Source organism: Stenotrophomonas sp. Sm2128 (assembly GCF_030985535.1).
Lineage (GTDB): Bacteria > Pseudomonadota > Gammaproteobacteria > Xanthomonadales > Xanthomonadaceae > Stenotrophomonas > Stenotrophomonas maltophilia.
On sequence record NZ_JAPTFQ010000081.1, the window covers coordinates 1 to 20,901 of the forward strand.

Annotated in this window: 22 protein-coding genes and 1 pseudogene; 8 read left to right on the forward strand and 15 right to left on the reverse strand. The window is 66.9% G+C overall.

Annotated features, from left to right (window positions below; genetic code table 11):
- Window positions 1-176: 176 nt before the first annotated feature.
- On the forward strand, window positions 177-2,255 hold the full coding sequence (locus tag O0K41_RS18660) for a S9 family peptidase (protein WP_164255487.1): 2,079 nt from the start codon (window positions 177-179) through the stop codon (window positions 2,253-2,255).
- Window positions 2,256-2,396: 141 nt separating this feature from the next.
- Window positions 2,397-3,617: pseudogene (locus O0K41_RS18665) on the forward strand (DUF819 family protein); the annotation flags it as partial.
- 290 nt (window positions 3,618-3,907) lie between these two features.
- Here the strand turns inward: O0K41_RS18665 and O0K41_RS18670 are convergent.
- Genes O0K41_RS18670 through O0K41_RS18690 form a run of 5 tightly spaced genes read right to left on the reverse strand, consistent with a single transcriptional unit; the run spans window position 3,908 to window position 6,931 of the window.
- Window positions 3,908-4,387: a hypothetical protein gene (locus tag O0K41_RS18670; RefSeq protein WP_043034133.1), complete on the reverse strand. Its 480-nt coding sequence runs from the start codon at window positions 4,385-4,387 to the stop codon at window positions 3,908-3,910.
- A gap of 46 nt (window positions 4,388-4,433) precedes the next feature.
- Window positions 4,434-4,694: a cell division topological specificity factor MinE gene (gene minE / locus O0K41_RS18675; protein ID WP_005408532.1), complete on the reverse strand. Its 261-nt coding sequence runs from the start codon at window positions 4,692-4,694 to the stop codon at window positions 4,434-4,436.
- 2 nt (window positions 4,695-4,696) lie between these two features.
- Window positions 4,697-5,506 carry a septum site-determining protein MinD gene (gene minD, locus O0K41_RS18680; RefSeq protein ID WP_005408533.1) on the reverse strand — a complete coding sequence of 270 codons (810 nt, stop codon included), beginning with the start codon at window positions 5,504-5,506 and terminating at the stop codon, window positions 4,697-4,699.
- 37 nt (window positions 5,507-5,543) lie between these two features.
- Window positions 5,544-6,389, reverse strand: a complete 846-nt coding sequence (gene minC, locus O0K41_RS18685; protein ID WP_043034132.1) for a septum site-determining protein MinC — start codon at window positions 6,387-6,389, stop codon at window positions 5,544-5,546.
- Complete coding sequence (locus O0K41_RS18690) at window positions 6,335-6,931, reverse strand: GNAT family N-acetyltransferase (RefSeq protein WP_005408535.1); 597 nt, start codon at window positions 6,929-6,931, stop codon at window positions 6,335-6,337. Before O0K41_RS18690 ends, minC begins: the two co-directional genes overlap by 55 nt.
- Before the next feature lie 150 nt (window positions 6,932-7,081).
- Between O0K41_RS18690 and O0K41_RS18695 the strand changes: the two genes are divergently transcribed.
- From O0K41_RS18695 to O0K41_RS18710, 4 genes are all read left to right on the forward strand, one after another.
- Entirely contained in the window at window positions 7,082-8,278 is a 1,197-nt protein-coding gene (locus O0K41_RS18695; RefSeq protein WP_088436923.1) for a sensor histidine kinase, read from the forward strand.
- Window positions 8,278-8,919 (forward strand): response regulator transcription factor, encoded by a 642-nt coding sequence (locus tag O0K41_RS18700; RefSeq protein WP_005408537.1) that lies wholly within the window; start codon window positions 8,278-8,280, stop codon window positions 8,917-8,919. Before O0K41_RS18695 ends, O0K41_RS18700 begins: the two co-directional genes overlap by 1 nt.
- Before the next feature lie 234 nt (window positions 8,920-9,153).
- Window positions 9,154-10,227, forward strand: coding sequence for an SRPBCC family protein (locus O0K41_RS18705; protein ID WP_005408538.1), 1,074 nt, complete (start codon window positions 9,154-9,156; stop codon window positions 10,225-10,227).
- 103 nt (window positions 10,228-10,330) lie between these two features.
- Window positions 10,331-10,702: a DUF423 domain-containing protein gene (locus O0K41_RS18710; RefSeq protein ID WP_033833348.1), complete on the forward strand. Its 372-nt coding sequence runs from the start codon at window positions 10,331-10,333 to the stop codon at window positions 10,700-10,702.
- A gap of 368 nt (window positions 10,703-11,070) precedes the next feature.
- Here O0K41_RS18710 and O0K41_RS18715 read toward each other — a convergent pair whose 3' ends face one another.
- Genes O0K41_RS18715 through O0K41_RS18735 form a run of 5 tightly spaced genes read right to left on the reverse strand, consistent with a single transcriptional unit; the run spans window position 11,071 to window position 13,791 of the window.
- Window positions 11,071-11,880 carry a M15 family metallopeptidase gene (locus tag O0K41_RS18715; RefSeq protein ID WP_088436924.1) on the reverse strand — a complete coding sequence of 270 codons (810 nt, stop codon included), beginning with the start codon at window positions 11,878-11,880 and terminating at the stop codon, window positions 11,071-11,073.
- Window positions 11,881-11,884: 4 nt separating this feature from the next.
- Window positions 11,885-12,505, reverse strand: a complete 621-nt coding sequence (locus O0K41_RS18720; protein WP_088436925.1) for a PH domain-containing protein — start codon at window positions 12,503-12,505, stop codon at window positions 11,885-11,887.
- 3 nt (window positions 12,506-12,508) lie between these two features.
- Window positions 12,509-12,688, reverse strand: coding sequence for a DUF4177 domain-containing protein (locus tag O0K41_RS18725; protein WP_005408542.1), 180 nt, complete (start codon window positions 12,686-12,688; stop codon window positions 12,509-12,511).
- Window positions 12,685-12,864, reverse strand: coding sequence for a hypothetical protein (locus O0K41_RS18730; protein WP_005408543.1), 180 nt, complete (start codon window positions 12,862-12,864; stop codon window positions 12,685-12,687). The genes O0K41_RS18725 and O0K41_RS18730 overlap by 4 nt, the downstream gene beginning before the upstream one ends.
- Window positions 12,865-12,909: 45 nt before the next feature.
- The gene (locus O0K41_RS18735; RefSeq protein WP_149500805.1) at window positions 12,910-13,791 is read right to left on the reverse strand and encodes an SPFH domain-containing protein; all 882 of its coding nucleotides are present in this window, start codon (window positions 13,789-13,791) and stop codon (window positions 12,910-12,912) included.
- Window positions 13,792-13,928: 137 nt separating this feature from the next.
- On the opposite strand from O0K41_RS18735, the gene purT reads away from it, so the two are divergent.
- A complete protein-coding gene (purT, locus tag O0K41_RS18740; protein WP_049448402.1) occupies window positions 13,929-15,116 on the forward strand; it encodes a formate-dependent phosphoribosylglycinamide formyltransferase in 1,188 nt (395 codons plus the stop codon).
- A gap of 72 nt (window positions 15,117-15,188) precedes the next feature.
- Here purT and O0K41_RS18745 read toward each other — a convergent pair whose 3' ends face one another.
- Both O0K41_RS18745 and O0K41_RS18750 read right to left on the reverse strand, forming a co-directional pair.
- Window positions 15,189-16,403, reverse strand: coding sequence for an endonuclease/exonuclease/phosphatase family protein (locus O0K41_RS18745; RefSeq protein ID WP_005412618.1), 1,215 nt, complete (start codon window positions 16,401-16,403; stop codon window positions 15,189-15,191).
- A 38-nt stretch (window positions 16,404-16,441) separates the two neighbouring features.
- Complete coding sequence (locus tag O0K41_RS18750) at window positions 16,442-17,197, reverse strand: arginyltransferase (protein ID WP_108270271.1); 756 nt, start codon at window positions 17,195-17,197, stop codon at window positions 16,442-16,444.
- Between the two features lie 156 nt (window positions 17,198-17,353).
- Between O0K41_RS18750 and O0K41_RS18755 the strand changes: the two genes are divergently transcribed.
- On the forward strand, window positions 17,354-17,914 hold the full coding sequence (locus O0K41_RS18755) for an EF-hand domain-containing protein (protein ID WP_005412620.1): 561 nt from the start codon (window positions 17,354-17,356) through the stop codon (window positions 17,912-17,914).
- A 51-nt stretch (window positions 17,915-17,965) separates the two neighbouring features.
- On the opposite strand, the gene O0K41_RS18760 is transcribed toward O0K41_RS18755, so the two are convergent.
- The 3 genes from O0K41_RS18760 to tesB all read right to left on the reverse strand — a co-directional run bounded on the left by O0K41_RS18760 (window position 17,966) and on the right by tesB (window position 20,815).
- Window positions 17,966-19,183 carry a sigma-70 family RNA polymerase sigma factor gene (locus O0K41_RS18760; RefSeq protein WP_012479447.1) on the reverse strand — a complete coding sequence of 406 codons (1,218 nt, stop codon included), beginning with the start codon at window positions 19,181-19,183 and terminating at the stop codon, window positions 17,966-17,968.
- A gap of 209 nt (window positions 19,184-19,392) precedes the next feature.
- A complete protein-coding gene (locus tag O0K41_RS18765) occupies window positions 19,393-19,902 on the reverse strand; it encodes a pathogenicity-like protein (RefSeq protein WP_033833354.1) in 510 nt (169 codons plus the stop codon).
- A 4-nt stretch (window positions 19,903-19,906) separates the two neighbouring features.
- Complete coding sequence (gene tesB, locus O0K41_RS18770; protein WP_108270268.1) at window positions 19,907-20,815, reverse strand: acyl-CoA thioesterase II; 909 nt, start codon at window positions 20,813-20,815, stop codon at window positions 19,907-19,909.
- Window positions 20,816-20,901: the final 86 nt, after the last annotated feature.

The following is a 20,901-nucleotide window of genomic DNA, read 5'->3' on the forward strand; positions in this document are numbered from 1 at the left end:
TCCCGGAATCCCGTGATACCCCTGGTTGCCGGCCAGCGGCCGGCACTACCGCAGACCGCGCTACGGCGCGGTTTGCTGTTTCTGGCGATTGCCTGCCTGCAGCCATGACCGATGGCCTTGGCAGCCCCGGCCGCACGGGCCTACCATCGGTTTTTTGCCGTCCTGCGGAGACCCCGATGAAACTGCGTCATGCCCTGCTGCCACTGAGCCTGCTGGCCGCCCTGCCCAGCGTCGCCGCTGCCCGTGGCCTGGAAGTCCGCGACATGGTGGCCATGGACCGCGTCTCCGCGCCGGTGCTGACCGCTGACGGTGGCACCGTGGTGTTCGCCAAGCGCAGCGTCGATGCCAACCTGAAGGCCTCCACCGCGCTGTTCGCGCGCAACCTGCGTACCCGCGATGCGGCGCCGCCGAAGCAGATCACCCCGGCCGGCTGGAACGTCAATTCCGCTTCGCTGTCGGCCGATGGCCAGACCGTGTATTTCCTCAGTGCCAGGAACGGCAGCCAGCAGCTGTACGCGCAGCCGATCAGCGGCGGTGCTCCGCGCCAGCTGACCGACTTCCCGGTCGACGTGGACAGCTACCACGTGTCGCCCCAGGATGACCGCGTGCTGTTCAGCGCCGGCGTGTTCCAGGACTGTGCCTCGGACCTGGCCTGCACCGAGAAGAAGCTGAAGGAAAAGAAGGACGCCAAGGCCAGCGGCCAGGTGTGGGATTCGCTGTTCGTGCGCCACTGGGACACCTGGAACGACGGTCGCCGCAACACCCTGTTCGTCGCTCCGCTGCCGACGGCCAAGGCCGGTGCGGTCAAGGGCGCGTCGGCGCTGAGCGCGACCATCGATGGTGATGCGCCGTCCAAGCCGTTCGGCGGCAATGATGACTTCGCGTGGTCGCCGGACGGCGCCAGCGTGGTGGCCAGCATCCGCGTAGCCGGCAAGCAGGAGCCGTGGTCGACCAACTTCGACCTGTACCGCTTCGACGCCGCCGGCAAGCAGGCGCCAGTCAACCTGACCGTCTCCAACCCGGCCTGGGATGCCGGCCCGGTGTTCAGCGCGGACGGCAAGACGCTGTTCTACCGTGCGATGAAGCGCCCGGGCTTCGAGGCCGACCGCTTCGGCCTGATGGCGATGGACCTGGCCAGCGGCAAGACCCGCGAAATCGCGCCGCAGTGGGATCGCTCGGCGGGCGGCATCACCCTGTCTGCCGATGGTGCCAGCATCTACACCACGGCCGATGACCTTGGCGAACACCCGCTGTTCCAGATCGACGTGGCCAGCGGCAAGGCCACCAAGCTGATCGGCGACGGCAGCGTGACCTCGGTGGATGTGGCCGGCAACAGCGTGGCGATCACCCGCAACAGCCTGAAGAGCAACGACCAGGTGCTGGTCGGCCTGCTGCCGGCTGCCGGCCAGCCGATCGGCGAACTGCGCGCGCTGACCCCGGCCGCCGGTGAGGTGCTCAAGGACGTCAGTTTCGGCGACTACGAGCAGTTCGAGTTCAAGGGCTGGAACAACGACACCGTGCATGGCTATGTGGTCAAGCCGCACAACTACCAGGAAGGCAAGTCCTACCCGGTCGCGTTCCTGATCCACGGTGGCCCGCAGGGCAGCTTCGGCAATGGCTGGAGCTACCGTTGGAATCCGCAGACCTACGCGGGCCAGGGCTACGCCGTGGTGATGATCGACTTCCACGGTTCCACCGGCTACGGCCAGGCCTTCACCGATGCGATCAGCCAGCACTGGGGCGACCGCCCGCTGGAAGACCTGCAGAAGGGCTGGGACGCGGCGCTGAAGAAGTATTCCTTCCTCAACGGTGACAAGGCCTGTGCGCTGGGCGCCAGCTACGGCGGCTTCATGGTCAACTGGATCGCCGGCAACTGGAACAGCCCGTTCAAGTGCCTGGTCAACCACGATGGCGTGTTCGACCAGCGCATGATGGGCTACGCCACCGAAGAACTGTGGTTCACCGAGTGGGAGCAGGGCGGCACGCCGTACCAGGAGGCCGCGAACTACGAAAAGTTCAACCCGGTCAACCACGTGGCGGACTGGAAGAAGCCGATCCTGGTCATCCACGGCCAGCAGGACTTCCGCATTCCGGTCGAGCAGGGCCTGGCCGCGTTCACCGCTGCCCAGCGCCAGGGCATCGAATCGAAGTTCCTGTACTTCCCGGATGAAAACCACTGGGTGCTGAAGCCGAACAACAGCATCCTGTGGCACGACACCGTCAATGCCTGGCTGAAGCAGCACATCGGCAACTGATGACTGCAGCGCCGCCCTTCGGGGCGGCGCTTTTGTTTCGCCATCTGCTTTACCGGTGGGGGCCGACCGTTGGTCGGCACACCCTCATGATCCGCCGCCAACAGCAGCCGGCCAGCGCCCGGCTCTACCCAGAGCACCTGCATGATCCAGAACGACATCGTCGTCTTCGGCTTGATCGCCGCCACCCTTGGCGCCGTGTTCTGGACCGCTTCGCGCGAGCAGGGCCTGTGGAAGCGCTTCTACACGTTCGTGCCGGCGCTGCTGCTGTGCTACCTGATTCCCGGCATCTACAACACTGTCGGCCTGATCGATGGCCAGAACACCAAGCTCTACAACCCGATCGCACGCGACATCCTGCTGCCGGCAGCGTTGATCCTGCTGACCCTGGCGGTGGACATCAAGGGGATCCTGCGGCTGGGCCCGAAGCTGGTGCTGATGTACCTGGGCGCCTCGGCCAGCATCATGCTCGGTGCGGTGGTGGCGTTCCTGGCGATGCGCGCGCTGCATCCGGAAACCGTGGCCGGTGACACCTGGGCCGGCATGGCCGCATTGGCAGGCAGCTGGATCGGTGGCGGTGCCAACATGCTGGCAATGCGCGAAGTATTCGACGTCAATGCGACCACGTTCGGCCAGTTCGCGGTGGTCGATGTCGGTGTCGGCTACGTGTGGATGGCGGCACTGATCTTCCTGGCGGGGCGGGCAGCGAAGATCGACGCGCGCAGTGGCGCCGATACCTCGGCCATCGATGAACTGAAGGAGCGCATCGCGCGCTTCCAGGCCGAACATGAGCGCATTCCCAGCCTCACCGACCTGATGCTGATCGTGGCGGTGGCCTTCGGCGGCGTGGGCCTCTCGCACGCCATCGGCGCGCCGCTGGCAGCCTGGTTCAAGGCCAACGTCAGCTGGGCCTCGCAGTTCAGCCTGGACGCGCCGTTCGTGTGGGTGGTGGTGCTGTCGACCACGCTGGGCCTGAGCCTGAGCTTCACCCGTGCGCGCACGCTGGAAGGCGCGGGCGCATCGCGCCTGGGCTCGCTGCTGCTGTACTTCCTGATTGCCTGCATCGGCATGCAGATGGATCTGCTGGCGCTGCTGGATCGCCCGTGGCTGTTCCTGCTCGGCCTGATCTGGATTGCCGTGCACATCGTGCTGCTGTGGTGCCTGGGCAAGCTGCTGAAGGTGCCGTTCTTCTATTTCGCCATCGGTTCGCAGTCGAACATCGGTGGACCGGCCTCGGCGCCGGTGGTGGCCGCGGCGTTCCATCCGGCACTGGCGCCGGTGGGGGTGCTGCTGGGCACGATGGGCTATGCCACCGGCACATACCTGGCCTACATCGTCGGCATCACCCTGCGCGCGCTGGCCGGCACTACCGATGCGTTACGCCACCGGCAACCCGCGTTCGATCCGCCACGCCTTCGCGTCTTCGGCGTCCTGCTCGAACCGCGCCGAGTGAAAAGAGGGGCGCCGCAAGGTCCGACGCGTCGCCACGCGCCCGTGGCCAACCGCGCCCGCGGCTTTACGCCACCGGCAACCCGCGTTCGACCAGCCACGCCTTCGCGTCTTCGGCGTCCTGCTCGAACCGCGCAGAGTGAAAAGAGGGGCGCCGCAAGGTCCGACGCGTCGCCACGCGCCCGTGGCCAACCACGCCCGCGGCTTTACGCCACCGGCAACCCGCGTTCGATCAACCACGCCTTCGCGTCTTCGGCGTCCTGCTCGAACCACGCCTGTGTCGACCCCAGCCGATAGGTGTACCCCCAGGCATCCATGTCGGCCATCAACCGCGCACTGCCAACACCAGGCAGATGCCCGGCCAGCACGATCTGCAGGTAGCAGGTGGCATCTTCCTCGGCGACCGAATCGGTGGCGTCGGTGTGCACCTGCGCGCGCCGCTCCGGCGGCAATACGATCAGGTGGCAGGCTTCATGCAGCATCGAATGCACCGGGGTGTCATCGCGCACATAGACATTGCTGGCGATGATGCCCGCCTCGGGCTCGCCCCAGTAGCTGCCGGGAATCGGTTCGCCTGCGGCCACGTGGTGCAGGCGAAGGCCATGCGCGGCGAGCAGGCACTGCGCGTCGGCGAAGGCGATGTCGCCCACGCAGGTGATGTCCACGGCGGTTGTCGTATCGGTCATGCAGGTCACGCGGCCCCGCCCATGCAGGCACGGGCGGGGCGGGGCATCAGGGTTTGTCCGGGCCTTCAGGCAGCGCCACGGAGATGTCCAGCACATCGTGCTGGCCATCCTTCACCAGGTCGACCTTCACCGCATCGACGTCGATGTTCACGTACTTCTTGATCACTTCCAGCAGCTCGCGCTGCAGCAGCGGCAGGTAGTCCGGGCCACCGCGGTGGCTGCGTTCCTGCGCGATGATGATCTGCAGGCGGTTCTTTGCGGTTTCGGCGGTGGTCTTCTTCGCTTTGAGGAAATCGAACAGGCCCATGCTTACCCTCCGAACAGCTTGCTGAAGAAGCCCTTCTTCTCGACGCTGGTGAAGCGCATCGGGCGATCTTCGCCGAGGATGCGCGCGACGGCGTCGTCATACGCCTGGCCGGCAGCGGATTCGACATCCAGGATCACCGGTTCGCCCTTGTTGGAGGCATTGAGCACATCGCCCGATTCGGGGATCACGCCGATGGCCTTCAGCCCCAGCACTTCCTCGACGTCGGCGATGCTGAGCATCTCGCCGGTTTCCACGCGCAGCGGGGTGTAGCGGGTCAGCAGCAGGAAGGCAGGCACGTTCTGGCCGGATTCGGCCTTGTGGGTCTTCGAGTCCAGCAGGCCGATGATGCGGTCGGAGTCACGCACCGAGGACACTTCCGGGTTCACCACCACCACGGCGCGGTCGGCGAAGTACATCGCCAGGAATGCTCCCTTCTCGATGCCGGCCGGCGAGTCGCAGATGATGTAATCGAAGCCATCGGCGGCCAGGTCCTTCAGGACCTTGCCCACGCCTTCCTGGGTCAGTGCGTCCTTGTCGCGGGTCTGCGAGGCGGCCAACACATACAGGTTGTCGAAGCGCTTGTCCTTGATCAGGGCCTGCTTGAGGGTGGCTTCGCCATGCACGACGTTGACGAAGTCGTACACCACGCGGCGTTCGCACCCCATGATCAGGTCGAGGTTGCGCAGGCCGACGTCGAAGTCGATCACCGCCACCTTCTTGCCGCGCCGCGCCAGGCCACAGGCCAGGCTCGCGCTGGAAGTGGTCTTGCCCACGCCGCCCTTGCCGGAGGTGACTACGATGATTTCAGCCAAAGGACTTCTCCTGGTTCTGCATTAGTTTGGGGCTGCGTCAGTCCAGCGCAGCGATCTTGATCTGGTCCTGTTCCAGCCACACCTGCACGGCCTTGCCGCGCAGGTTGTCCGGAACATCGTCCAGTACCTTGTAGTGGCCTGCAATGGCCACCAGTTCCGCATGGAAATCACGGCAGAAGATGCGTGCCGCGGTGTTGCCCTGGGCCCCTGCCAGCGCGCGGCCGCGCAGGGTGCCGTAGATATGGATGCTGCCATCGGCGATGACCTCGGCGCCGGCGCCGACGGTGGCCATCACGGTCAGGTCGCAGTTCTCCGCGTACAGCTGCTGGCCTGAACGCACGTTGCCCAGCTGCATGCGGCCCGGCTGCGGCGCGGCTGCATCGGCGATCTTGGCTACCGGTGCGGCCGGGGCTGGCTTCGGTTCGGCACGCGCGGCGCGGCGCGGTTCCGGTGCGGGCGGCGGCGGGGCCGCTTCGGCCTCGGCACGTTCGTACTGGGCGCGGAACTTGGCCAGCAGCGGCAGGCCGAGCTGCTGCGAGAGCAGGTCGACCGCGCTGGTGCCATAGGCCAGCGCCACCGGCAGCACGCCGGCGCTGCGCAGGCCATCGACCAGCGCCTGTGCGGTGGCCACGTCCGGAACCTGGCTCAGGCCGCCGAAATCGAGGATCACCGCCGCGCGGCCGAACAGCTTCGGCGCACGGGTCACGCGCTCGCGCATTTCCTGCACGAGGCGTTCGACATCAAGGGTACGGATGCGAAGGTTGGCGATGCCCACCTGGCCGATCTTCAGTTCACCGGCCTGTTCGTAATCGAAATTCACCGCCACGCTCAGGTCCCCGTCGGCCGCTGTGCCTGCGCCGGCAGCTGCCGGGCGCGTGTCCATGCCACATCCGGCAGCTTGCCGCCGTAGGTCTCCTGGACCCACGGGTAGCTGCACAGTTCCTTGGCCAGCATGCTGGCACGCACATCGACCTGGGCCATGGTGTTCTGGCCCAGCTCGCGGAAGCCGAAGCTGCCGTGGAAGAGCAGGGCGGCATCGGCGCCGTGGTCGAGGAAGACTTCGCAGGTCATCTGCGGGTAGCGCAGCTCGGCAAAGCTCTGCGCGTCGGCATAGAACGCACGGCCGACGCCACCGCCGCGGCGGCGGCTGGCGACCACGATGCGGTCGATGTAGAAGAAGGGGGTGTCCAGCTGCTGCTTGAACCAGGCGAAGTTGCTGCTGTCGTGCTGGCTGTCGCTGCCGAAGCCGATCAGGAAGCCGGCCAGGTTGCCGTCGCGCTCGGCGACGCGGAAATACTCAGCGGTTTCATAGAACAGGCGCAGGCGGGCCGCATCCAGGGGAAGGATGGCCAGGCCAGCGTTGTTGTTCAAAGCCAGGACGGAATCGAGCTCGTGCTCGCGCACGTCGCGGATGACAATCGACATTGTGACTCCGTGGGGTAACGCGGTTGGTCCATCAAGGGACCCTGCGCACGATTATTGCATGCCCGGGGTGGGCTGCGGCATGAACAGGCGACCGGGCAGGCATGACTTCCGTGGGGTGCGGTGTGCAGGCCGGGCCCGTAGAGTGCTGGCATGTTGGGAGTCCTCAGCCATACCCGCGTCCTTCGCCTGGCCGGCCTGTTCACCTGGGTCATGGTCGGTCTGCCCCTGGCGTACTCGCAGTTCGAGAACCTGCACAGCCGCGGTGACATGGGCGGCTGGGCGGTCCTGCTGTTCGTCGCCTACCTGTCCTTCGGCACCTCCTATTACTGGCTGACCCGCATCCTGCGCAGCGACAGCCCCACCAGCTGGCTGGACCGCAGCCTGCTGCTGCTGCTGACGATTTCGGCGCTGGGCGTCAGCTTCCTCAGCGGCTCGGGCCTGGGCAGCATCCTGATGATGGTGGCCGCCGGGGTCATCCCGTGGATGCTGTCGGTGCGGCTGGGCGTGCTGTGGCTGCTGGTCAGCCAACTGGCGGTGGCCCCGGTCTACTACTTGCTGCTGCGCTTCCCGTTGTTCGAAGCGGTGATGCAGTCGCTGCTGTACGGCGGCTTTTCCATGTTCATCTTCGTGACCAGCCTGGTTGCCCGGCAGCAGACCGAGGCGCGCGACGAACAGCGCCGGCTCAATTCAGAGTTGCGTGCCACCCGCGCCTTGCTTGCCGAGAGTGCCCGCGTCAATGAGCGCACCCGCATCTCGCGCGAGCTGCATGACCTGCTGGGCCACCAGCTGACCGCGCTGACCCTGAACCTGGAAGTGGCCGGGCACCTGGCCGAAGGGCAGGCGCTGGAGCACGTGAAGCGCTCCCATACCTTGGCCAAACTGCTGCTGGGCAACGTGCGCGAGGTGGTCAGCCAGCTGCGCGAGACCGGCGCGATCGACCTGGCCGCGGCGCTGCGCCCGCTGACCGAGAACGTGCCCTCGCTGGACATCCAGCTGGAGATCGAGGATCCGCTGAACGTGGAGGACCCCCAGCGGGCCCACGTCCTGCTGCGCTGCACGCAGGAGATCATCACCAACGCCGTGCGCCACGCCGGTGCGCGCCACCTGTGGATCAAGGTGTACCGTGAAGCCCCGGACCGGGTGGTGGTGGAGGCCCGCGACGACGGTGTCGGCGCGGACATGGTCAATGTGGGCAATGGCTTGCGCGGCATGCGCGAGCGCCTGCAACAATGTGGTGGCCAGCTGCAGATCGAGACCCGTCCCGGTGAAGGCTTCCGCCTGCGGGCAACGGTGCCGGCAACGGTGCTGGTGGCCGCCCTTACCAAGGTTCCTGAAGGAGTACGTTGATGATTCGCGTCTGCCTGGTCGATGACCAAACCCTGGTGCGGCAGGGAATCCGCTCCCTGCTGGCGCTCGACGATGGCATCGAGGTGGTGGCCGAGGCCGGCGATGGCCGGCAGGCGGTCGAGCTGATCCCGCAGGTGCGTCCCGACGTGGTCCTGATGGACATGCGCATGCCGGTGATGTCCGGACTGGAAGCGCTGCAGGTGCTGTCGCGGCAGGAACAGCTGCCGCCGACCATCATCCTCACCACCTTCGATGACGATCAGCTGGTGCTGGCTGGCCTCAAGGCCGGTGCCAAGGGTTACCTGCTCAAGGATGTGACCCTGGCACAGCTGGTCGGTGCCATCCGGACCGTGGCCGAGGGTGGTTCGCTGGTACAGCCGGCGGTGACCCAGCGCCTGTTGTCGGGCCTGGAGCACATGCGCAACGAGTTCGTCAGCCTGGACCGCCCGGATCCGCTGACCGACCGCGAGACCGAGATCCTGCGGCTGATGGCCAGCGGCTTCTCCAACAAGGAGATCGCCAACTCGCTGGGCGTGGCCGAGGGCACCATCAAGAACCACGTGTCCAACATCCTCTCCAAGCTGGGTGTGCGCGACCGTACGCGCGCGGTACTGAAGGCGTTCGAACTCCAGCTGGTCTGAGGAAAATCGTTTCGGTACAAAGACTTGGGTGGTGGCAGGGGGTTCCGGTCAAGGTGCCCCCCTACTTGCCGGGTAGCGGTATGCGTTACCCTTCGAATTCTTTGTCCATACAAATACGCAGCCGGCAGGGAAACCGGTGCGCCAATCCCGATAAACAATGCCCGCGAAGCCTGCTAGGATTGGCGCTTCGCTTCAATCAACCCGGCCGTGGGATCGGCCCCGGAGACTCTCTGAATGACCCGTATTATCGAGTTCCTGATCGCCTTGGGGATCGTGGCTGGCCTGTTCGTCATCATTGGCGTATGTCTGCCGGGCGAGCGTCACATCACCGAAAGCATCGAGACCAACCGCAAGATGACGATCGTGTACGACACGGTCAGCAGCCTGCGCCGCTTCAAGGACTGGAACCCGCTGGTACTGCGCGATCCCGCCGTTGAACTGAAGCTGTCCGGCCCGGCCTCCGGCAAGGGTGCCACCCTGGACTTCACCTCCAAGGACCTGGGCACCGGCTCCTGGAAGATCACCGACGCCGAAGAGAACAAGCGCGTTGCGATCGCCATCGAAGACGCCACCAAGGGTCACGACAAGGTCACCACCTTCACCCTGGAGCCGACCGGCAAGGGTGGCCGCAACGTGAAGATCACCCAGGACTACTCGGTGAAGTACGGCTTCGACCTGTTCGGCCGTTATGCAGGCCTGTATGTCAGCCGTCAGATCGGCGACGACATCAAGATGGGCCTGTCGCGCATGGCCAACATGCTGGCTACCGTCCCGAACGTCGACTACCGCACGCCGGAAGCCCCGCTGACCGATCTGGCCATCGTCGATGTGCCGGCTGAGGATCTGCTGGTCGTCAACGCCGGTAACGTGGACCGCGGTCAGGACACGATCACCAAGTCCATCAAGGACAACCAGGAGTGGATCAAGCGCGTGATGGAGGCCAATGGCCTTGAAGCCGCCGGTCCGTTCCGCATCATCACCACCGACTTCGGCCAGGAGAAGTACGCCTTCGACATCGCCCAGCCGGTGAAGAAGAAGGGTGCTGAAGGTGCCACCGCTGAGGCCCTGACCGTCAAGATAGACGGTGGCGCTCCGGTGAAGTACGTGCACGTGGCTCCGCACCGCTCGGCACATGCGGCCTACACCGGCCACATGGCGGGTCTGGACGTTGCCCGCAACGGCCTGCGCGCCTGGGCTGTGACCTCCGGCAACGAAGTGATCGACCGTCCGTACGAAACCTGGAAGGATGGCATCGACAAGTCGTTCACCCCGGAAGGTACCTACGACATTTACTGGGCCGTCAAGTAAGCCTCGGCTGACCCATGTAGTGTTGGACACGAAAACGCGCCGCTCATTGCGGCGCGTTTTTTTTCATCTGGCGCCCGGAAAGGGCGCTGTGCAAGGAGCCCCCATGTTCAACCTGGAACGTCGCGCACGTAAGCCTTCCCTGCTGGCCTGCCTTGGTGCGCTGCTGGCGGCGGCCTCGATCGGCCTGTCCGCCTACGCATCGCACGGTGTGGCTGACCCGCTTTCACAGCAGCACCTGAACATGGCGGCACTGTATGCGTTCGCGCATGGCGCGGTGCTGGTGGCGCTTGGCCCGCGTGCGCAGGGGGCGACCGCGCACCTGGCGCTGTACGTGCTGCTGCTGGGCGTGTTGCTGTTTTCCGGCAGCCTGGTGGGTGGTGCGTTGTGGCAGTGGCCGACGCGGATGGCGCCGATCGGGGGCACCAGCATGATGGCCGGGTGGGTGTTGCTGGCGATCAATGCGTTGAGGCGGTGACGGTCGCAGGGCTGTCGCTCCGATCCATGCCGATGCGATCGTGATGGTTCATGGGCGTTACTTTTCTTTTCGCGCGAAAAGAAAAGTAACCAAAAGAAACGCGCCGCCGGCCGCGAGCCGGCGCTGCGCACCGGTCCCCTGCGCTCCTCGGCCCGTCGAGGGGCGGTGCGGGAACTCGCTGCGCTCAGACACCCGCACCTCTTCGCCCTCGCCGGACCTGCGGTGCTCGGCTCGCTTGAAGGCGGACCCAACAGCCGCGCGCTGATCCCTTATAGAAGCTTCGAGCGAAGCGACCCGCTTTTGTCTTTGCTCTCTTGTTCCATCCCGCGGCCATGCGCTGACCGCTCCAGGCTTTCGCCACGAGGGGCTCAGCCGTTGGCCGGTCTCCAGCACCAGTGCCACGGTTCGTAGACGATGCCGTGCGGGTTGTCGCGCGGGTAACTCAGATGGAAGCCGTGCCCGCCGGCATGCGCCTGCAGCCACGCGAACGCGTTGGTGGCTTCGAACGACTCTTCGGCCGGGGCGTCGCCCGGTGTGCCGATGTCCAGCGCGTGGCCGCTGTGGTGTTCGCTGAAACCCGGTGCAGCATTCACCTTCAGGATCTCTGCCACGCTCAAGCCGCGCGCCAGCTTCCGTTCGAAGATGCCCAGCTGGTAGGCATGGCTGCGGAAGCCGGAGATGGCATCCAGCGCAATTCCATCCTGTGCCGCGTGCAGTCGCATCCGTCGCCAGCCCCGCGCGGCGCCACGGCGCAGCCACAATGGGCGTGCAAAGCGGTCGCGACCGGCGAAGTGCAGCAGGCACGGCTCGGATTCCAGCGGCAGGCCGCTGTCGTCGGCATAGCGCTGTGCATCCAGGCCAAGCTGCTGCAGGCGCTGCTGCAACCCGGCCAGCGGCAGCCACTGATCTTCCAGTCCGGCGCCGAAGGGTCGTGCAGCCGCGGCATCCAGCAGTGCCAATGCTTCCTCGACCCCGGGTTCGCGCGGCAGGCGCGGCACCATGGCGTGCACACCCTGCGCCAGTACCACCGCCAGATAGCGGCCATCACGCTTGCGCCGCAGCACCCACTGCGCCTGCGACAGCAGGCGTGCATCCAGGTTGCTGCGTGCGCGCAACAGGTGGGCGGGCCACAGCTCGATGGCCTCGGTATTGATCAGCAGGGGGGCGCGTCGTTGCATCGCCTCAGCTTACTGCCGTGGTGGCGCGGCGTCTGCCGCCAGGTTCAGGCACGGCCACCTTGCGCAGCGCATCGAGCAGCGCCTGCGGCCGGTCCACACTGAGCAGCAGCGTGCTGCCATCACTGACCGGCAGGGCGAGCACCCGCGCACGGTCGGTGACCAGGGCGAAGCCCTTGCCGCCTCCCTGCAGGCGAAAGTGGCCCGAGTAGAAGCCCGGCATTGAATAGCCATTGGTTTTGACACGGATGCCGTAGCGGCGGTCACGCTGCAGGTCGACCACCTCGGCCTGGTCCAGCCGCAACTGCGCCACCGGCACCCGCCGCCGGTACATCGTTGAACGCACGTCCAGAACATCGCCGGCCAGTTCCACCCGGCGGCGGAAGAAGGCCGTGCCCAGTCCAATGCCCAGCAGGGCAATCACCAGCAGGCTCCATGCCGCACTGCCGCCCATCCGGAACCAGGGCGGCGACAGCGTTACTTCGATCCAGGGTGCGCTCGCCGGTGCCTTGTACAGCTGTGCATACAGGCAGGCCACGAAGGCAGCCAGCAGCGGCAGCACGATCCAGAGCACGCGCAGCGGCGAGCTCTCGGCCACGTCAAAGGGTTTCGGGTCGCTGCCGCCCATGGTTCAGGCCTCCTTCTTGAACACCAGCATCGCCGGGCGCATCGGCGCCGGGATGATGATGTTGACCAGTTCCCAGCCCAGTTGGCCCTGGCGGCTGAGTTCGGCCTGCACGTCCTCGGGCTTGAGTACACCCATCATGGACGTCTTGACCTCGATGGTCTGGTAGCTCCAGCGCTTGCTCATTCCTTGTCCTCCGGCGATGGCGTGGGTTTCGGCAGGCGTCCTGCCTTGCGCAGGGCGTCGCGCAGTACGTATTCGATCTGCGCGTTGAGGCTGCGCAGCTCGTCGTCAGCCCAGCGCTGTGCCGCGGCCAGGACCTCGGCATTGATGCGCAGCGGATAGGCTTTCTTCTCACTCATGAAAACTCCTGGCGGGGCGGTGGGGCGCCCCGTTGCGAGGATGGCTCAGTAAAGCGAACCGGCATTGACGATCGGCTGGGTGCCGCGATCCGAGCACAGCACGGTCAGCAGGTTGCTGACCATGTGCGCCTTGCGTTCCTCGTCCAGTTCAACCACGCCATTCTTCTGCAGTTCGGCCAGGGCCATTTCGACCATGCCGACTGCACCGGCCACGATGCGCGTGCGAGCGGCGATCACCGCGTTGGCCTGCTGACGCTGCAGCATGGCCTGGGCAATTTCAGCGGCGTAGGCCAGGTGGCTGATGCGTGCGTCGATCACCTGCACGCCGGCGTCGGCCAGACGCTCGGCCAGCTCGTTCTTCAGGTGCTGGGAAATCTCGCTGGCGTGGCTGCGCAGGGCCAGCTGGCCATCCTCGTGCTGGTCGTAGGGATAGCTGGTGGCCATCGCGCGCAGCGCGGATTCGGACTGGATGTGCACGAAGCTCTCGTAGTCGTCCACGTTGTAGACCGCCTCGGAGGCATCGACCACCTGCCAGACGATCACCGCAGCGATCTCGATCGGGCTGCCGTCCAGCTCGTTGACCTTCAGCTTGCCGCTCTCGAAGTTGCGCACGCGCTGGCTGACCCGGCGCTTGGCATAGAAGGGGTTGTTCCAGCGCAGGCCGTTGTCCTTGACCGTGCCCACGTACTTGCCGAACAGGCTCAGCACCGCCGCCTGGTTGGGCTGGATGGTGTACAGGCCGGCCAGGATGAACACGCCCAGCGCCGCCAGCAGGGCGCCCAGCAGCATCAGCAGCAGATTGGGCGAGCCGGCGCTGGCCTTGGCTGCCACACCCAGTACGAACAGGGCGGCGCCAGCGAGGGCGACGAGCAGGGCGCCGGCCAGCGTGCCGAGGCCGTTGAGGGAAGACAGCGACTTCTCTTTCATGGCGGTACGTCCTTGAGGGTTCGTAGATAAGATATCAAAGTGATATCACTTGTCGACTGCCGTTCGTCGGATGCCGTGGCCGGGGCGGTCGGCCAGCTAGAATGCCCACCCGCCTTCACATCGCTGCTGGAACCGCCATGGCCAAGCTTGGAACTCCGTTGTCCCCCTCCGCCACCCGCGTGCTGCTGCTGGGCTCGGGCGAACTCGGCAAGGAGGTGGCCATCGAGCTGCAGCGGCTGGGCGTGGAGGTGATCGCCGCCGATCGCTATGCCGATGCGCCGGCCATGCAGGTCGCGCACCGTTCGCACGTGATCGACATGCTCGACGCGATGGCCCTGCGTGCGCTGATCGCCCAGGAGCAGCCGCACCTGGTGGTGCCGGAGATCGAGGCCATCCACACCGAAACCCTGGTCCAGCTGGAACAGGAACAGGGCCTGCGGGTGATCCCGACCGCGCGCGCTGCGCGCCTGACCATGGACCGCGAAGGCATCCGCCGCCTCGCCGCCGAGACCCTGGGCCTGCCGACCTCGCCGTACCGCTTCGTCGATACCGAGGCCGAATACCGTGCTGCCGTGGCCGCCATCGGCCTGCCGTGCGTGGTCAAGCCGGTGATGTCGTCCTCGGGCAAGGGCCAGAGCACCCTGCGCAGCGAGGCGGACATCGCCCCGGCGTGGGAGTACGCGCAGACCGGTGGCCGTGCCGGTGCCGGCCGCTGCATCGTCGAAGGCTTCATCGATTTCGATTACGAGATCACCCTGCTGACCGTGCGCCATGGCGGTGGCACCTCGTTCTGCGCGCCGATCGGCCATCTGCAGAAGGAGGGTGATTACCGCGAAAGCTGGCAGCCGCAGCCGATGTCGAGCGCCGCGCTGGCGCGTGCCGAAGAGATTTCGCGCGCGATCACCGACGACCTTGGCGGCTGGGGCCTGTTCGGTGTCGAGCTGTTCGTGAAGGGTGATGAGGTGTGGTTCAGCGAAGTGTCGCCGCGCCCGCACGACACCGGCCTGGTGACGCTGGTATCGCAGGAACTGAGCGAATTCGCGCTGCATGCGCGCGCCATCCTTGGCCTGCCGATTCCGGTGATCCGCCAGAGCGGCCCGTCGGCATCGTGCGCGCTGCTGGCCCACGGCGAGGGCGTGCCGTACTTCAACAATGTCGCCGCCGCGCTGCAGGTGCCGGACACCGCCGTGCGCCTGTTCGGCAAGCCGAGCGTGCATGGCCACCGCCGCGTGGGCGTGACCCTGGCGCGCGCGGAAACCATCGACGAAGCACGCGCCATCGCGCGTGATGCCGCCGACGCCATCGGCATCGAACTGCGCCCCTGAAAAAGGAGCGACGACCAACGGTCGTCGCCTACCGAAACCCGGTGGGTACCGACCGTTGGTCGGTACGCTGCTCTACCGCACGTCCACCCACACCAGGTGGTGGTCGCTGCCGTCGGCGATCTTCGCTTCCGGGCTTTCATTGGCCGGCCAGAAGATACCGCTGCCCACGTATTCGAAACCGGTCGAGGGCAGCACGTAGTCCAGGCGCATGGTGCCGGACTTCGGGCCGAAGTCGCCGGTGGCGTGGAACGGTGCGCCCTTGCGCTCGATGCCCTTGGCCGCATAGGCCAGGCTGGTCTGCTCGCCGCCGACGCTGCGCGGGGTCGGGTAGCGCAATACGCGGGCGTTCTCGATCAGCTCAACGATCGCCTCATGGCGGCCATCGCCATCGACCGGGTCGTTGTTCAGATCGCCGAGGATCACGAAGCGCGCGTCCTGCGCCAGGCCGCCGCACTGGCCCTTGTCGTCGCACAGCCACGGCTTGTCACCCTTGGACAGGTATTCCTGCCACAGGCGCAGTTCGTCGTGGTTGCGCGCCGCGTTGCGCTTCTCCGGACCGTCGAACACCGGCGGGGTTGGGTGCGAGACCAGCGCATGCACCACGCCGGCCGGGGTCTTCACCGGCACGTCCCAATGCGACTTCGACGACAGGCGCAGCTGCGACCACACGTGGTCGTTGTAGAAGCTCTGGCCGGTACGCGGATCGACCGGGCGGATCGCACCGGGCATCGCGCTCCACTTCAGCAGCTGGAAGCTGCGCACCTTGGCTTCATCGATCGGGTAGCGCGACAACACCAGCATGCCGTACTGGCCCGGGTGCAGGCCGTAGCCCCATGCATCGTTGCCGCGGCTGCGGCCTTCGCCACCGACCACGCCGTTGTTGTCCAGGTCCAGCCCGCTGGGCACGCCGGTGTTGACCGGTGCCAGGTAGCGGTAGGCGAAGTGCAGCGGCTTGCCGCCGCCAGGCTGGGCCACTTCCAGGTAGCGCTTCTGGAACAGGTCGGCGGCGCGATGGGCGTCGTCGAAGTCGAACTCATTCAGCAGCACCAGGTCCGGGCGCACCTGCTGCAGCACCGCGGCGATCTTGCGCGCGTGCTCGCTGTCGCCTTCCAGCTCCTTGATCAGGCCGCCGGCGTCATCGGAGTACAGCGAGGTGTTGTAGGTGGCCAGGCGCAGCGCAGCGGATGGCTTTTCGGTCATCGCGGGGGACGTGGCGAAGGCAGGGGCGGTGGCGCCGCAGAGCAGGGCCAGGGCGAGGATCAGGGGATGGCGGCGGGTCATGTTCATGGGCCGTATTGTGCACCCGGCCCGGTGTCAGCGGTTTGTCAGCGCCCGTCCAGATCATTGTCGAAATCGTGCCAGCGGCGGCCATCGTAGGCTTCCAGCGGACGGAAGCGACGCTTGTAGTCCATCTTCTGGTGGCCGCGGATCCAGTAGCCCAGATACACGTGCGGCAGCCCCTCGCGGCGCGCCCATTCGATCTGTTGCAGGATCGCGAAGGTGCCCAGCCCGCGCGCGGCATGGTCCGGGTCGAAGAAAGTGTAGACCGCCGACAGCCCGTGCTCGGTGACGTCGGTCACCGCCACCCCCAGCAGCTGGCTGGGCTGGCCGTCGTGGCCGGGCAGGCGCATTTCCATGAAGCGGGTGTGCGACCAGCTGCCGATCAGGAACTGCTCGAACTCGTGCGGTCCATGGTCGTCCATGCCGCCGTTGGCGTGGCGGTGGGTGAGGTAGCGGTGATACAGCGCGAACAGGTCGTCGCGGGCGGTGGCGGCGGTGATCCGCACCTCCAGGTCGGCATTGCGGGCGGCGCAGCGGCGCTGGCTGCGGTCCGGAGCGAAGCGCGCCACCGGGATGCGCACCGCCACGCAGGCCTGGCAGTGCGCGCAATGCGGCCGGTAGACCAGGTCGCCGCTGCGGCGGAAGCCCCAGCTCAGTGCCAGCGGATAGAGCGCACCGAGGCGGCGGTCGTTCGGGTCCAGCACCAGGTCGCGTGCCACCCGGTCCGACCAGTACCCGCAGGGGTGCTCGCCGGTCTGGAAAAGTCGCAGTTCGTCGTCTCTGTCGCCATGTATCGCCATGGGCACAGCATAGCCCCAGGTTGTCGCAGTGGCGGCGACTGTCCGGCGGATGAATGGAATCGGCAGTAGCGTCAACCGACGTCGCGCCCGGGCGTTGTTGTCCCCCGAGGGTGAAGTGATCACCCCGACGCTGTTCCCATCCCCAGGAGTGACCTCATGATCCGTACCCCCCTGCTGCTGGCCCTGCTGCTGGGCACCTCCGCTTCCGGTATCGCGCTGGCCGCCGACACCCCGACCACGCCCGCGCCGCGCCCGGCCAGGCTGGACACCAACGGCGACGGCGTCATCGACCGCAGCGAGGCCGCCGCCAACCCGCGCCTGGCCGCGAAGTTCGACGAGCTGGACAAGAACAAGGACGGCAAGCTCTCGCGCGATGAGCTGCCGCGCTGGCAGCATGGGCGACGTGGCCACGGCGGTGAGCGCTGGGCCAAGCTGGACGTCAACAAGGACGGCCGCATCAGCCGCGAGGAAGCCAAGGCCGATCCGCGCTTGGCCGCGCGCTTCGACCAGCTTGATCTGAACAAGGACGGCTACCTGGACAAGGCCGACCGCGAGCTGCGCATGAAGCAGCATCGTGATGCCTGGTTCGCTGCCGCCGACACCAACAAGGACGGCCAGCTGAGCAAGGCCGAGTTCGACGCCGCCAAGGGCCCGATGCACGGTGGCCCGCGCCATGGCGGTCCGCGTGATGGCGCTGCGCCGAAGCCGCAGCGCTGAGGGTCAACGCAGTGAATGACGACAACGCCGGCAGGCTGCCGGCGTTGTCCGTTACACGTTTCCGTTGCGCATCAGCGCATATACCACCAGGCCGATCACGAATACGTTCGCCCCGATGATGCCGGTGCGCCCGTACACGGATTCGTATTTCCAGTTGGTTCCGCTGCGGCCGCGCCGCGCTGAATCGCGCGCGATCATGGGTGCCATCACGCGCTGCAGCGGCACCAGGCACTGGTAGTTCACCGTACCTAGGCCGATGACGAGAATCGCAAGTTGCAGCCAGATTGGCACCTGCAGCATCAGCGAGATCAGCAGGCTGGTGCAGACGACCATCGCGGTGAACGTATTGAGGTGCACGAAGCGCCGCACTGCTGTTCGTTCCTGCTGGGTGTCTGCGAAGCGCAGCAGGAAGCGGCCGCCCAGGTAGCTGCCGATGATGCCGCCGACGACGCCCCCGGCAACGGTGGCCCAGTCGCTGGCGGGAATCAGGTGCAGCTGGCTGGCGGCGGCCGTCAGTGAACCCATGGCTGCCCCGCCTGCGGCACTGACGCCGCCCAGGCCCAGCTTGCTGCCGCCCACACCGACACCGGTGCCGAGCAGGATCGCTGCGCTGGCCGTGCCGGGCGCGGCCACCAGTACCATCGAAACCACCGCCGTAGCGAACGCGGCACTGGGTGCGCTGCTGCGCGCGAACTCACCGAAGCGCTGCAGCAGGCCGTCGCGCACCAGGGCACGTGCACGTGACAGGCGCTTGCGCACGGCCGCATCGCTGAGCCCGAGCAGGTCGGCGACCTGTTGCGAGCGCTGCCCTTCGCGGTAGTACAGCAGCAGGACTTCGCGGCTGTCGGCCGGCAACGCGGAAATGATGTCCTCGGCGGCGATCTCTTCTTCCACCCGCTGCAGGCGGTCGGCCGCGCCCGGTGAAGGGTCGGCGGCCATGCCCATCGCCACCTCGGCGGCCTCGCCGGTCAGCGGCCGGCCACGTTGTGCACGCAGCCAATCGCGGGCCAGGTTGCGGGTGATCTGCCGAAGCCAGGGCAGGAAGCTGGTCGAACTGCGTAGCTGGTGCAGCTGCTGCCAGCCCTTGACGAAGGCTTCCTGGGCGATGTCCTCGCTGGCTTGGCGGTCGCGGGTGATGGCCAGCGCGATGGCGGTGACCGTGTTCTGGCAGGCCAGCACGATGCGGCCATAGGCGTGCTGGCAACCGCTGGCGGCGGCCGGCAGTTCGCGTTCCAGGGTCTGGTCGATCGATGCGGCGAACGTCGTCATGGCGGCGGCTCTCCTGCTGGGATTGTGTCCCATGACGGAGCCGCGCGCCCAATGTGACCGACTTTCTGTGCGGTAGTGCCGGCCGCTGGCCGGCATCCTCATGACAAAAAAGGGGACGGAGGGGATCAAGTCGTTTGAGGCACAAACGACTTGATCCCCTCCGTCCCCTTTTTTGCGGCTGCCGGCCAGCGGCCGGCACTACCCGTGCGTCATTTTGAGGGCTGGATGCGGACCCGCACTTCTTCCTCTTCCGGCGCGGCCTGCGGTGCCGGCTGTGCCCGCTGCGGCTGGGCCTGCGGGGCAGGGGCCGGTGCGACCGGTGCCGGGGCACCACGATGGCGCAGGCCGATCACCAACGCCACGCCGGCGATCACCACCAGCAGGGCGATGCGGATGCGCCAGGCCCAGCTGCGGCCGCCACTGCCCGGTTCCGGCGCGTCGCGGAAGGCGAACTCGGCGGTCGGGTGGTCGCGACGGGTGGTGTCGAGCAGGCGCGCCTCGCGCAGGATTTCACGCGCGCGCGGCTGGTCGTCGGCGCGTACGATCCACACCGCCGGATAGGCGTTGGCGTTGCCCAGGTCGGTATAGCTGAACTGACCGCGGCGGCGGGTCTTGTACGAGCGCCCGTTGGTCACCTTGACGTCGATGCCATGCTCGCGCAGGAGCTCGGCCACGCCTTCGACGGTTTCCACGCGCTGGCTGCTGAAGATCTGGCGCATGGGGTTACTCCTTGGCTGGCACGGCAGCGGCCGCGGCCTGGTCGGGAACGACGCGGATCAGGCCTTCCTGCGCGGTGCTGGCCACCAGCACGCCATTGCGGGTGAAGAACTGGCCGCGGGCCAGGCCGCGCGAATCCTGCGCGCTGGGGCTGTCCAGCGAATACAGCAGCCAGTCGTCGGCGCGGAACGGGCGGTGGAACCAGATCGCGTGGTCGAGCGAGGCCATCTGCACGTGCGGGTGGTAGTAGCTGATACCGTGCGGGAAGGTCGCCGTGCCCAGCAGGTGGAAGTCGGAGGCGTAGGCCAGCAGCGCCTGGTGCAGCTCCGGCGCATCGCCCACCGGTTCGCTCAGGCGCAGCCACACCTGGTGGTAGGGCGGGCGCTTGGGTGGGTTCAGTTCGTCGCGCGGGTACACGTGGCGGAACTCGAACGGGCCACCGCGCGACAGCCAGCGCTGCACCTTGATCGGCAGGCGTTCGAGCACTTCCGCCGGCAGCGGACGATTCGGCTCGATGTCTTCCGGCTGTGGCACTTCGGGCATCTTGTGCTGGTGTTCGGCGCCGGTCTCGGCCTGCTGGAACGAGGCCGCGCAGAAGAAGATCACCTTGCCGTGCTGGATCGCGGTGACCCGGCGCACCGAGAAGCTGCCGCCATCGCGGGTGCGGTCCACGTCGTAGACGATCGGGTGGTCGATGTTGCCAGCGCGCAGGAAATAGGCGTGCAGCGAGTGCACGTGGCGGCCATTGTCGACCGTGGCCTGCGCTGCGGCCAGCGCCTGGCCCAGCACCTGCCCGCCGAACACGTACTTGGTGCCGATGTCGCGGCTCTGCCCGCGGAACAGGTTGTCCTCCAGCCGCTCCAGCGTGAGCAGGTCGATCAGCTCGGAGACGACGGGTTCGGGCGTTTCGTTCAAGGGGGGGCGGCCACAGCAGTGAAGAGGCCCTGATTATACCGGTGCAGGCCAGCCCATCATCGGTAGTGGCGGGGGGGGGGGGGGGG